9 protein-coding genes, 8 tRNA genes and 2 rRNA genes are annotated in these 12,608 nt (G+C 41.9%); 16 read left to right on the top strand and 3 right to left on the bottom strand.

The annotated features are described in order from the left end of the window. The 16 genes from I588_RS12560 to sstT form a co-directional block, all read left to right on the top strand. A 23S ribosomal RNA gene (locus I588_RS12560) occupies positions 1 to 698 on the top strand; the annotation flags it as partial. A 64-nt stretch (positions 699 to 762) separates the two neighbouring features. After that, positions 763 to 878, top strand: a 5S ribosomal RNA gene (gene rrf, locus I588_RS12555). A gap of 7 nt (positions 879 to 885) precedes the next feature. Beyond that, positions 886 to 958 (top strand) — tRNA-Val (locus tag I588_RS12550). Positions 959 to 961: 3 nt separating this feature from the next. Next, positions 962 to 1,034, top strand: a tRNA-Lys gene (locus I588_RS12545). Positions 1,035 to 1,042: 8 nt separating this feature from the next. Then, a tRNA-Leu gene (locus tag I588_RS12540) sits at positions 1,043 to 1,124 on the top strand. A gap of 10 nt (positions 1,125 to 1,134) precedes the next feature. Next, positions 1,135 to 1,207 (top strand) — tRNA-Thr (locus tag I588_RS12535). Positions 1,208 to 1,213: 6 nt separating this feature from the next. Beyond that, positions 1,214 to 1,285 (top strand) — tRNA-Gly (locus tag I588_RS12530). 23 nt (positions 1,286 to 1,308) lie between these two features. Beyond that, positions 1,309 to 1,394 (top strand) — tRNA-Leu (locus I588_RS12525). Between the two features lie 13 nt (positions 1,395 to 1,407). Beyond that, positions 1,408 to 1,481 (top strand) — tRNA-Arg (locus I588_RS12520). Between the two features lie 16 nt (positions 1,482 to 1,497). Beyond that, positions 1,498 to 1,571 (top strand) — tRNA-Pro (locus tag I588_RS12515). 132 nt (positions 1,572 to 1,703) lie between these two features. Next, the gene (locus tag I588_RS12510) at positions 1,704 to 2,168 is read left to right on the top strand and encodes a CtsR family transcriptional regulator (protein WP_010756184.1); all 465 of its coding nucleotides are present in this window, start codon (positions 1,704 to 1,706) and stop codon (positions 2,166 to 2,168) included. Between the two features lie 5 nt (positions 2,169 to 2,173). Beyond that, a complete protein-coding gene (locus tag I588_RS12505; RefSeq protein WP_010756185.1) occupies positions 2,174 to 4,675 on the top strand; it encodes an ATP-dependent Clp protease ATP-binding subunit in 2,502 nt (833 codons plus the stop codon). Between the two features lie 108 nt (positions 4,676 to 4,783). Then, positions 4,784 to 5,704, top strand: a complete 921-nt coding sequence (locus I588_RS12500; protein ID WP_010756186.1) for a peptidase U32 family protein — start codon at positions 4,784 to 4,786, stop codon at positions 5,702 to 5,704. Positions 5,705 to 5,716: 12 nt separating this feature from the next. Beyond that, complete coding sequence (locus I588_RS12495) at positions 5,717 to 6,958, top strand: peptidase U32 family protein (protein ID WP_010756187.1); 1,242 nt, start codon at positions 5,717 to 5,719, stop codon at positions 6,956 to 6,958. Between the two features lie 44 nt (positions 6,959 to 7,002). Next, positions 7,003 to 8,352, top strand: coding sequence for a glutathione-disulfide reductase (gor, locus tag I588_RS12490; RefSeq protein WP_010756188.1), 1,350 nt, complete (start codon positions 7,003 to 7,005; stop codon positions 8,350 to 8,352). A 223-nt stretch (positions 8,353 to 8,575) separates the two neighbouring features. Beyond that, positions 8,576 to 9,808 carry a serine/threonine transporter SstT gene (sstT, locus tag I588_RS12485; RefSeq protein WP_010756189.1) on the top strand — a complete coding sequence of 411 codons (1,233 nt, stop codon included), beginning with the start codon at positions 8,576 to 8,578 and terminating at the stop codon, positions 9,806 to 9,808. Positions 9,809 to 9,850: 42 nt separating this feature from the next. Here the strand turns inward: sstT and I588_RS12480 are convergent, their stop codons facing one another. From I588_RS12480 to I588_RS12470, 3 genes are all read right to left on the bottom strand, one after another. Beyond that, positions 9,851 to 10,807, bottom strand: a complete 957-nt coding sequence (locus I588_RS12480; protein WP_010756190.1) for a biotin--[acetyl-CoA-carboxylase] ligase — start codon at positions 10,805 to 10,807, stop codon at positions 9,851 to 9,853. 86 nt (positions 10,808 to 10,893) lie between these two features. Further along, positions 10,894 to 11,697, bottom strand: a complete 804-nt coding sequence (locus I588_RS12475; RefSeq protein ID WP_010756191.1) for an ABC transporter ATP-binding protein — start codon at positions 11,695 to 11,697, stop codon at positions 10,894 to 10,896. Beyond that, positions 11,672 to 12,607 (bottom strand): ABC transporter permease, encoded by a 936-nt coding sequence (locus I588_RS12470; protein ID WP_010756192.1) that lies wholly within the window; start codon positions 12,605 to 12,607, stop codon positions 11,672 to 11,674. Before I588_RS12470 ends, I588_RS12475 begins: the two co-directional genes overlap by 26 nt. Position 12,608 lies beyond the last annotated feature (1 nt).

Below are 12,608 nucleotides of genomic sequence, written 5' to 3'. Positions count from 1 at the left end.
GCAGCCCTGATCGGGCTGGGAGACAGTGTCAGATGGGCAGTTTGACTGGGGCGGTCGCCTCCTAAAGAGTAACGGAGGCGCCCAAAGGTTCCCTCAGAATGGTTGGAAATCATTCGCAGAGTGTAAAGGCACAAGGGAGCTTGACTGCGAGAGCTACAACTCGAGCAGGGACGAAAGTCGGGCTTAGTGATCCGGTGGTTCCGCATGGAAGGGCCATCGCTCAACGGATAAAAGCTACCCTGGGGATAACAGGCTTATCTCCCCCAAGAGTCCACATCGACGGGGAGGTTTGGCACCTCGATGTCGGCTCGTCGCATCCTGGGGCTGTAGTCGGTCCCAAGGGTTGGGCTGTTCGCCCATTAAAGCGGCACGCGAGCTGGGTTCAGAACGTCGTGAGACAGTTCGGTCCCTATCCGTCGCGGGCGTTGGAAATTTGAGAGGATCTGTCCTTAGTACGAGAGGACCGGGATGGACTTACCGCTGGTGTACCAGTTGTCTCGCCAGAGGCATCGCTGGGTAGCTATGTAGGGAAGGGATAAACGCTGAAAGCATCTAAGTGTGAAGCCCACCTCAAGATGAGATTTCCCATTTCTTTAAGAAAGTAAGATCCCTGAGAGAAGATCAGGTAGATAGGTCAGGAGTGGAAGTGCAGTGATGTATGGAGCGGACTGATACTAATCGATCGAGGACTTAACCAAAAAACTCGGAAGAGTTTATTTTCTGATCCAGTTTTGAGTGAGCGAAACTTACTCAAGTAAATAGTGTGGTGGCGATGGCAAGAAGGATACACCTGTTCCCATGCCGAACACAGAAGTTAAGCTTCTTAGCGCCGATTGTAGTGAAGGGTTTCCCTTTGTGAGAGTAGGACGTCGCCACGCAACCCATGGGGGTTTAGCTCAGCTGGGAGAGCATCTGCCTTACAAGCAGAGGGTCAGCGGTTCGAACCCGTTAACCCCCATATGAGCCGTTAGCTCAGTTGGTAGAGCATCTGACTTTTAATCAGAGGGTCACAGGTTCGAGCCCTGTACGGCTCATAAAGTATGCGGGTGTGGCGGAATTGGCAGACGCACCAGATTTAGGATCTGGCGCCTTCGGGCGTGGGGGTTCAAGTCCCTTCACCCGCACTTAGAGAAAGCCGGCTTAGCTCAGTTGGTAGAGCATCTGATTTGTAATCAGAGGGTCGAGGGTTCAAGTCCTTTAGCCGGCATCAAACGCGGAAATAGCTCAGTGGTAGAGCACCACCTTGCCAAGGTGGGGGTCGCGGGTTCGAACCCCGTTTTCCGCTTTCCTGAAGACCAGGGGAAAGACGCCGGGGTGGCGGAACTGGCAGACGCACAGGACTTAAAATCCTGCGGTAAGTGATTACCGTACCGGTTCGATTCCGGTCCTCGGCATTAACTAAATTTTGCGCCCATAGCTCAATTGGATAGAGTGTTTGACTACGGATCAAAAGGTTAGGGGTTCGACTCCTCTTGGGCGCGTAGTTTTTTTGTTTTTCGGGAAGTAGCTCAGCTTGGTAGAGCACTTGGTTTGGGACCAAGGGGTCGCAGGTTCGAATCCTGTCTTCCCGATAAAAAAGAAGGTCTTGTGCCTTCTTTTTTTTTATCCTTTTTTAAATATGGCAAATGTTGAACCTTTCTTCTTTATTTCGCTTCCTAAATTCGATATAATTAAGGTCAGTATTAGTCAATAGGAGGGATTTTATGAGTAGAAACACCTCTGATTTGATCGAGTCCTACCTTAAAGGAATATTGGAAAACCATGAAAACATTGAGATTAGACGAGCGGAAATGGCACAATTATTTAATTGTGTTCCATCACAAATCAATTATGTGATCAATACACGCTTTACCTTTCAACGAGGATACTTAGTGGAAAGTAAACGGGGTGGCGGTGGTTACATCCGTATTAGCAAGGTTAAGATCTCAGATCAGCACTATTTTTTAGAGCAATTGATGGATTCATTTGGAAAAGAAATATCGGAAGCAAATGCATTTGGAATCATCCAGAAACTGTTTGAAGAGCGTATTATTACCGAAAATGAAGGAAACTTGATGTTGAGCGCGGTATCCAAGAGTGTTCTTGGAATAAGTCAAATTGAAAATAGATTGCGTGCCCGAATTTTGCACGGATTTTTAGAACGTTTGAGTTACGAGAAAAAGGAGTGAGGTAAATGGATCAGCTATATACGGAACGAGCGAAGGCTGTTTTAGCAATAGCTCAAGAAGAAGCGAAATATTTCAAGCATCGATCTGTTGGTTCTGAGCACCTGTTGTTGGCGTTAGTCATTGAACAACAAGGAATTGCTGGGAAAACTTTAAGACAGATGAATGCTAATGAAAACGATATTCGCGAGGAAATTGAGCATATGACCGGTTATGGTTCTATGCAAACTTATCCAGAAGGAAGTTATTTGCCTTACTCACCACGAGCAAAACAAATTTTGATTTTTGCCGACGATGAAGCAAAAAGATTTAATGCAAAATTGGTAGGAACAGAGCATATTCTACTTGGATTACTAAGAGATGATGAAATTCTAGCCTCACATATTTTAGTTAATTTGGGGTTGAGCTTGCCTAAAATGCGTCAGCTGCTATTGAAAAAGATGGGTGTAACTGAGAATGCTTCACAGAATCATCAAGGTATGGGACGTCGTAAACCGGCAGCAAAAAGTAGCCAGCAAAATACTTCTCAAGGTACGCCAACTTTGGATAGTCTTGCTAGGGACTTAACCAAACTGGCTAGAGAAAAAAGGCTAGATCCAGTGGTGGGACGTGAAAGCGAAGTGCGTCGTGTAGTTCAAATTCTAAGTCGTAGAACTAAAAACAACCCTGTGTTAGTGGGAGAACCTGGCGTAGGTAAAACTGCTATTGTTGAAGGTTTAGCACAGAGAATCATTTCTAATGATGTCCCAGAAGATATGCGGGGAAAACGTTTAATGATGATGGATATGGGAGCTTTAGTTGCTGGCACTAAATATCGCGGCGAATTTGAAGATCGCTTAAAAAAAGTTATTGACGAGATTTATCATGATGGAAAAATTATTTTATTTATAGATGAGCTGCATACATTGATTGGTGCTGGTGGGGCAGAGGGAGCTATTGATGCTTCGAATATTTTAAAACCTGCGTTGGCACGTGGTGAGTTGCAAACAATTGGTGCAACTACCCTAGATGAGTATCAGAAGTATATTGAAAAAGATTCTGCATTAGAGCGTCGTTTCGCACGGGTTCAAGTGGAAGAACCTACACCTGAAGAAGCGGAACAGATTTTAAAGGGTTTGCGTCCGCGTTACGAAGAGCATCACGGCGTTGAAATTACTGATGAAGCATTACATGCGGCTGTTTCTCTATCAGTGAGGTACATTAATTCACGTCAGCTGCCAGACAAAGCTATTGATTTAATGGATGAGTCAGCGGCAAAGGTTCGTTTGGATACAACCGATGAAATTTCCGAACTAGATGAATTGCAGCGAGAAATTCAGAATCTGGTTGAAGAAAAAGAAAAAGCTATTCAAAATCAAGATTTTGAAGCAGCCGCTCGGTTACGTATGAAAGAAAAACAAATGACACAGGAATTGGAGCAAGCTGCCATTACAGAAGCAAAACAAGAAAATGGCTATATCAACCGGGTTACGGATGAAGACGTTGCGGCTGTTGTCTCTCAATGGACAGGTGTTCCACTGCAGCAATTAGAAAAGAAAGAAAGCCAGCGTTTGCTTGATTTGGAAAGCGTGCTACACAAACGGGTAGTTGGACAGGATACAGCAGTAAAAGCTATTTCCCGGGCAATTCGACGAGCTCGCAGCGGATTGAAAGATCCAAATCGTCCAATTGGATCATTTATGTTCTTAGGACCTACTGGTGTTGGTAAAACTGAATTGGCAAAAGCTTTAGCTGAAGCAATGTTTGGAAGTGAAGAGGCTTTAATTCGGGTAGATATGTCCGAATTTATGGAAAAATACAGTACGAGTCGTTTAATTGGTTCACCTCCTGGTTATGTTGGTTATGAAGAAGGTGGACAATTAACTGAAAAGATTCGGCAAAAACCTTATTCAGTAATTTTGCTGGATGAAGTTGAAAAAGCTCATCCGGACGTATTTAATATTTTGTTGCAAGTGTTAGATGACGGGCATTTGACGGATTCTAAAGGGCGTAAAGTGGACTTCCGTAATACTATTCTAATTATGACGTCTAATATTGGAGCTACTGAGATTCGTGAAGAGAAAAATGTTGGCTTTAATGTTAAAGATATTACAAAAGATCATGATGCGATGGAAAAACGCATTCTTGAAGAGTTGAAAAAAGCCTTTCGTCCTGAGTTCTTGAACCGGATTGATGAAACAGTGGTGTTCCAATCATTGGATCAAGAACAGATTCATGAGATTGTAAAAATCATGAGCCGCTCAATAGTTGAACGTATGACTGAGCATGAAATTAAAGTGAAGATTACTTCTTCGGCCTTTGATGTTATTGGTAAGGTTGGATTTGATCCTGAATATGGTGCTCGCCCAATTCGTCGAGCTTTGCAAAAAGAAGTAGAAGATCGTTTGGCAGAAGCATTGCTTTCTGGCCAAATTCAATTAGGGGATGCCGTTACCATTGGTGCCAGCAAAGGTAAGATTACTCTTACCGTTCGGGCGCCTAAAGAAAATAAGGTTCCTCAAGAAGTTTAATTGTAATGAAGAAGTTTTCCTTTTTGGGAGAGCTTCTTTTTTTATAAAGCTGGTTGGAAACTTCTCAGAGCTGTGATAGTATGAAACAGTCATAAAGGAGGACAAAAGATGATTGAAATCATTGCTACCGCTGAATCTATCGCTCAAGCAAAAGCGTTATTGGATGCAGGTATTGATACATTATATATAGGAGAAGAAGAGTTTGGCTTACGCTTGCCAGCTTCATTTTCTCGAGCGGAACAAAAAGAAGTAATTGAATATGCACATCAAAAAGGCAAAAAGGTAAACATTGCTCTTAATGCCATTATGCATCCTGAAAAAATGAAGCAGGTACCAGAATATTTAGATTTTCTGACAGCGTGCCAACCAGATCGAATAGTAGTTGGTGATACGGGAGTCATCCAGGTCTTGCGCAAAGGTGGTTATCCGCTGTCTTTTATTTATGATGCAGAAATTTTGGTTACTAATGCTCGGCAAATTAATTTCTGGCAGAAAAAAGGAGCAGTAGGAGCATTGTTGGCTCGCGAAGTTCCTTTTGAGGAAATGAAGGTTTTGGCTCAACAGGTAACTATTCCAGTGGAAGTGTTAGTATATGGAGCAACTTGTATTCACCAGTCTAAGCGTCCGTTGTTGCAAAATTACTTTAACTTTACTGGTCAAGCTGAAATGATTGATCGTAAACGCGGTTTGTTTTTGTCAGAGCCAAAAAAGGAAGAAACGCATTATTCAATTTATGAGGATCAACATGGCACGCATATTTTTGCTGATAATGATTTGAACTTGATTAATGAATTGAGTGAACTATACACGCAAGGGTTTACTACTTGGAAACTGGATGGGCTATTTACACCGGGCGAAGAATTTATAGAGATTGCGCAAATATTTGCTGCAGCCAAGGAAGCGCTGGAAGCTGGAAGCTGGTCAGAGGAACAAGCTAATGCTGCAGAAGAAAAAATTCAACTACTTCATCCTGCGGAACGAGGTTTAGATACAGGCTTTTATTATTTAGATCCAGAAGCTATTAAATAGAGGAGCAAAACAATGGGACAAAAACAGTTAAAACGTCCGGAGGTTTTAGCACCAGCCGGAACATTAGAAAAACTAAAAACTGCGATTCATTATGGCGCAGATGCAGTATATATTGGCGGAGATGCGTATGGCTTGCGCTCGAGAGCTGGAAATTTTTCGTTTGAGGAAATGGAAGAGGGAGTTGCCTTTGCAAAGGAACATAATGCTAAGGTTTATGTAGCGGCAAATATGGTAACTCATGAAGGTAATGAAAAAGGTGCGGGGGAATTTTTCCGTAAATTGCGAGATATTGGAATATCAGCAGTTATTATCTCAGATCCGGCCTTGATTGAAATTTGTGCAGCAGAAGCACCAGGTTTAGAAATTCATCTTTCGACGCAAGCTTCTGCCACTAATTATGAAACGTTGGAATTTTGGAAAGAAGAAGGCTTGGAACGAGTAGTTTTAGCTCGTGAAGTCTCGATGGATGAGCTGGCTGAAATTCGTCGGCATACAGATGTTCAAATTGAAGCCTTTGTACATGGTGCTATGTGTATTTCTTATTCTGGCCGCTGTACACTTTCTAATCATATGTCGATGCGGGATGCTAATCGTGGAGGATGTTCGCAGTCTTGCCGGTGGAAATATGAATTATTTGATATGCCCTTTGCACAAGAACATCGGTCATTAACAGATAATGGTGATGTGACAGAAGAATTTTCAATGAGTGCCGTGGATATGTCCATGATCGAGCACATTCCCGATTTAATTGAAAACGGGGTAGATAGTTTGAAGATTGAAGGACGCATGAAGTCCATTCATTATGTATCAACCGTATCTAATGTGTATAAGGCTGCAGTTGACAGCTATATGGCTGATCCAGAAAATTATGTCTGCAAGCAAGAGTGGATTGATGAACTGTGGAAAGTCGCACAACGTGAATTATCTACCGGTTTCTATTATCATGTACCTACTGAGGACGATCAATTATTTGGTGCACGTCGGAAAATTCCGGTGTATAAATTCATTGGGGAAGTGTTGGCTTATGACGAAACGACGGGAATCGCTACGATTCGTCAACGAAATCATTTTCGTATAGGAGATGAGATCGAGTTCTATGGTCCCAATTTCCAGCATTTCCATCAAACGGTGGAAGAGATGAAGAATGAAGATGGTGAATCGATTGATCGGGCACCAAATCCAATGATGATTCTTACGATGCCTGTAGCCCAACCAGTGAAGCCTGGTGATATGATTCGTAAGAAAAAAGATTAATCCTCAAATATATGAAGTGGATAGTCTGATTAGGAGGAACGAGAATGGAACAATATGATTACATTGTGATAGGTGGCGGAAGTGGTGGAATTGCTTCAGCAAATCGTGCAGGTATGCACGGTGCAAAGGTTTTGCTAATTGAAGGTCATGAGATTGGCGGAACGTGTGTAAATGTGGGCTGTGTTCCTAAGAAAGTAATGTGGCAAGCCAGCACTATGCTTGAAATGATCGAACGAGATGCTGAAAGCTATGGTATTGCAGCGGATGTAAAAAATTTCAATTTTGAACAATTAGTGGAACGTCGTGAAAAATATATTGAGTTCTTACATGGTGCTTACAATCGTGGATTAGACAGCAATAAGGTTAAACGTATCCATGGTTATGCGACTTTTAAATCAGACCATGTAGTGGAAGTGAACGATATGGAATATACCGCACCACATATTTTAATTGCAACAGGTGGACGTCCTTCCCAAATGCAGATTCCTGGTGGTGAACTAGCGATTGATTCTAATGGTTTCTTTGCTTTGAAGAAGCAACCACGAGAAGCTATTATGCTAGGTGCCGGTTATATTGCAGCGGAATTAAGTGGTGTTCTACAAGGAATGGGTACAAAGGTTCATTGGGCTTTTCGTTACGGTCAGCCACTGCGGACTTTTGACAAAATGTTGGCAGAGAACTTAATGGAAATTTATCGCGATAACCATATGGAACTACATCCATACTTTGTGGCTGAAAAAATTGAAAAGGATGACCAAGGCAACTTTACGGTCTATTTTGAAAATGGTGAAGCTTTAACAGGTGATTGTGTCATTTTTTCAGGTGGTCGTCAGCCTAATACAGATAAGCTGGGGATTGAAAATACAACGGTAGCGTTAAATGAAAAAGGCTTTGTCGAGGTTGATAAATTCCAAAACACTACTGCTGAAGGTGTTTATGCGATTGGAGATGTAATTGGGAAGGTAGATTTGACCCCTGTAGCAATTGCAGCCGGTCGTAGGTTATCTGAACGTTTATTCAATGGGAAGAAAGAGGAGTATTTGGATTATGAGAATATTCCAACGGTTATCTTCACTCATCCAACAATTGCTACAATTGGCTTGTCTGAAGAACAAGCAATTGAACGGTATGGTTCAAAAGATATCAAGATTTATCATTCTCGCTTTACTCCGATGTACTTTGCTTTGAGTGATTACCGGCAAAAATGCGACATGAAGCTGGTATGTTTAGGTGAAGACGAGAAAATTGTCGGACTGCATGGTATCGGTGTTGGTGTTGATGAAATGCTTCAAGGGTTTGCGGTAGCAATTAAGATGGGGGCAACTAAAAAGGATTTCGACAATACGGTAGCTATCCACCCTACTGGTAGTGAAGAATTTGTTACAATGCGCTAGTCAAGAGGTTTAAGAAAGTCACTATGAGATCAACTAGTTTGATTTCATAGTGACTTTTTTACATATCACAAGTTTTTTTGGCATATTCTAATTAAAATGAAAATAAGCTTATAATTCTTCTTGAAAACTCATTTTATTATCGATAGAATAAACATGGCTATGTAGGTTAAGGAGCAAATTACTTATTCGATATGGCAAATGATATAGAGAGAAGGAAATTGTTTTGTTGGATTTTTTTAAGAATTTATCCCTGATTAAAAGAATTGCAATTGGTATTATTGTTGGGGCAATACTGGGGATTGTTGTTCCTCAATGGTCATTTATTGCAGTATTGGGAGATTTGTTTGTGGGTGCTTTGAAAGCAATCGCTCCGATTTTAGTATTTGTTTTGATTTTAGCTTCTGTTGCAAAGCATCAGACGGGAACAAAAACCTTTATTAAACCGATTATTGCTTTGTATCTATTTACAACATTATTGGCGGGAGTAATTGCTGTAGTGGCCAGCTTTATTTTCCCAGTTCAAATTACCTTGCAGCAAGTTTCTGGTATGCAAGAAGCACCTCAGGCATTGAGTGAAGTAATAAATACGATTTTAACCAATATTGTACAAAATCCGATTCAAGCAATGGCGGAGGGGAATTATTTAGCTGTGCTATTTTGGGCAGCCTTGATTGGTTTTGCTTTGCGGACACGTGATCCGCGAACCAAAGATTTGGCAGATGATTTATCAACTGCGATCACTCATGTTGTTCAATTGATTATTGCTCTGGCACCTTTTGGTATTTTAGGACTTGTTTATCAGTCGGTGGCAACAACAGGTGTGAAGGGCTTGGCTCAATATGGTCAATTATTATTGTTGCTAGTTGGGACTATGCTGGTAGTTGCATTGATCGCTTATCCATTAGTAGCATTTGTCTTGATTCGTCAAAATCCGTATCCGCTAGTCTTTTTCTGCTTGAAGGAAAGTGCCATTCCTGCTTTCTTCACGCGCAGTTCGGCGGCAAATATTCCGATTAACATGATGCTGGCAAAGCATTTAGGGTTAAGTGAAGAATCGTATTCAATTTCTTTACCTTTAGGTGCGACCATTAACATGGGTGGAGCAGCCGTCACTATTTCCATTATGACGTTGGCAACTGTGCATACTTTAGGCATTGAGGTTAATATAGGTTTAGCTTTAGTACTTTGCGTATTGTCGGCACTATCTGCATGTGGTGCTTCTGGAATTGCTGGAGGATCACTATTATTGATTCCGTTAGCCTGCAGTCTATTCGGGATTCCTAACGATATTGCGATGCAGGTAGTTGGTGTCGGTTTTATTATCGGTGTGATTCAGGATTCAGTTGAAACGGCGGTTAATTCTTCCAATGATTTGTTTTTCACTGCCGTGGCGGAATTGGCTGATTTACGAAAAAAAGGCAAAGATTTAAAATTGAATGAACGTTTGGCTGATTAAAAGAAGAGCTCTTCTCAAGGATTGCTGAGAGGAGCTCCTTTTTTATTGGATACTGCTTAAACTAATTTCGCCAGAAGACAGGGCGGTTATTTCACCATCTAGGTCAACCAGTAATTCACCAGTATCGCTGATACCAACGGCTTTGCCTGTAAATGGTTGGCTTTTTTGCTGGAAAGTTACCTGCTTGCCTAAGACAAATGACTTTTCGCGATAGACAGATAGATAATTCAAATCTTTTTGTTCTAATAATTGAAAGAAACGATTCCAAATCTCAATAATCAGCTGGTTTCTGGTAATCGTTGGTTCGCCATTTGCAAATAGGGAGGTGGCTCTTTCCTGAAGCTCAGCTGGGAATTTTTCTTGAGGGATAGAAAAATTGATTCCCATTCCAATAATGACGTGTTTCAGGCTGTTGGCTTCTACATCCATCATTGCTTCTGAGAGAATACCCACGAATTTTTTTCCATTTAAATAGATATCGTTGACCCACTTAATTTGAGTGTTAACTCCTGCAAGAGTATCAATTGCTTGAGCGACTGCCACAGCCATTAGTACGGTATATTGTGGTAATTCATGCAGCTGAGTATCTGGTTTTAATAGAATACTCATATAAATTCCGGCTTTTTCCAGAGCAAAAAATGGTCGATTGAAACGGCCGCGAGGAGCTTCCTGCATGTCTGCTACTACTAAAATTGGAGGCTCTTCACCGTTTAGTACCGCCATCTGTGCATCCTTCATGGTGGAGACAGAGGTATCCAAAACACGGATTGTCAAGGGCTGCTGAATTCCAGCGGCTATTTCTGCAGCGTCTAATACGTCAGAAGCTTGATAGCGATAACCAGTTGAGTGATGTTCAATCTGATAACCGGCTTTTTCTAATTCTTTAATGGCCTTCCAAATAGCAGTTCGGGAAAGCTGCAGTTCTTGGGCCAATCGTTCACCTGATACGAAATCAGTGTTGGTTTTTAATTTTTGCAATACTTTTTCTTTTGTTGACAACAAGGTGTTCCCCCTTTTTGGTCAGTGTATCAAAAAAAGCAGACTACCGCAAAGTAGTCTGCCAAGAAGGATGAAAAATTGATGGTTTAGCTCAGCAATAGAGCGTCGTCTTTTAATTCGGCCCCAGAGTTTTGATGGAATAATTCCATTAACTTCGGTACAGTTAAGTGTTCTTTTTCTTCTTGTCGAATATCGATAGCAATTTGACCTTGGTGCAGCATAATCAAACGATTGCCGTAATGGATGGCATCTTCCATATCATGGGTAACCATGAAGGCTGTTAATTGATGTTCACGAATCAATTTCTCAGTTAAGTGCATAACAGTGATGGAGGTTTTCGGATCCAACGCTGCAGTATGCTCATCCAGCAGAATTAATTCTGGCCGCTGTAAGGTAGCCATTAATAAGGTGATTGCTTGGCGCTGTCCACCGGATAACAAACCGATTTCGGCATCCAAGCGATTTTCTAAGTTTAAATCAAGAGTTGCCAGCTGTTCGCGGAAGAATTCGCGATCTTTGCTGCGAACCCCTAAACCAAAGCCACGCTGGAAACCGCGCTTCATCGCTAGAGCTAGATTTTCTTCAACTGTTAAACGCACAGCAGTCCCCATACGCGGGTCCTGAAACACGCGGCTGATTTTCTTGGCACGTTTAGTTACAGATTGTTTAGTAATTTCTTCATCGTTTAGAAAGACTTGGCCTTCTTCGATTGGCAATGTACCTGCGATACTATTTAGTAAAGTGGATTTACCGGCGCCGTTTCCGCCGATGATCGTAACAAAGTCTCCAGGTTCTAGCGCTAAGTCAATGCCACGCAGCACATGGTTTTCGTTAATTGTCCCACGTTCAAAGTATTGATGCAGATTACTGATTTTTAAGACTGGTTGCATTGTTCTCAACTCCTTTCTTACGATCTTTTTTTGGGATATTCAATCCTAGCTTTTGACGAATTTGCGGCAAGGATAGGCAAACCACCAAGACGATAGCAGAAGCAAGTTTTGAATCGGTTGGTTGAACATTCATTTCGAATACTAAGGCCAAAATGAAACGGTAAATAATAGCACCTGCGACAATAGTAATTAAGCGAGTCGCAATAGGACGATTGTGCAGCAGAACTTCAGCGATGATGATGGAAGCCAGACCAATTACGATCGTTCCTACACCAGAGTTCAAATCGGCAAAGCCGTTGTTTTGCGCCAATAATGCACCGGATAGTGCGATACAACCATTAGAGATCATGTAGCCTAAAAGCTTCATGTTTTCAGTCTTAATCCCGTTCGCTTCACTCATGTCAGGATTGTCTCCGGTAGCTCGAATGGCTAAACCGATTTCTGTACGGAAAAATAAAACCAGTAAGATAATTACTAAAGCAGCGATTAAAGCACCAACTGCAATTACAGCATTATTTTTCAGCAGTCCCATATTTTGAATTGGAGTGAAGACAGTATCTTCACCTAATAATGCAATATTGGGAGCGCCCATTACCCGAGAAGTAATAGAGTACAAGCCGGTCATGGTAATGATTCCGGCTAACAAAGCAGGGACACGGAATTTGGTGTTTAAAATTCCAGTCACCAGGCCAGCCAGCATGCCGCCGAAAAAGGCAGCAATGGTGGCTAAAACCGGATGAGTGCCGTTGACAATCATAATTGCCGCGATCCCGCCGCCTAAAGGAAAGCTTCCTTCAGCGGTTAGATCGGCGATATCCAAAATACGAAAGGTCAGGTAAACACCAATCGCAAGTAAAGACCATAGAAGTCCCTGTGACGTAGCTGAGAGTAATAGTGACAAAATATTCATC

The sequence above is a fragment of the Enterococcus pallens ATCC BAA-351 genome (assembly GCF_000407485.1).
GTDB lineage: Bacteria > Bacillota > Bacilli > Lactobacillales > Enterococcaceae > Enterococcus_A > Enterococcus_A pallens.
This window is presented reverse-complemented; position numbering and strand designations above follow the sequence as displayed.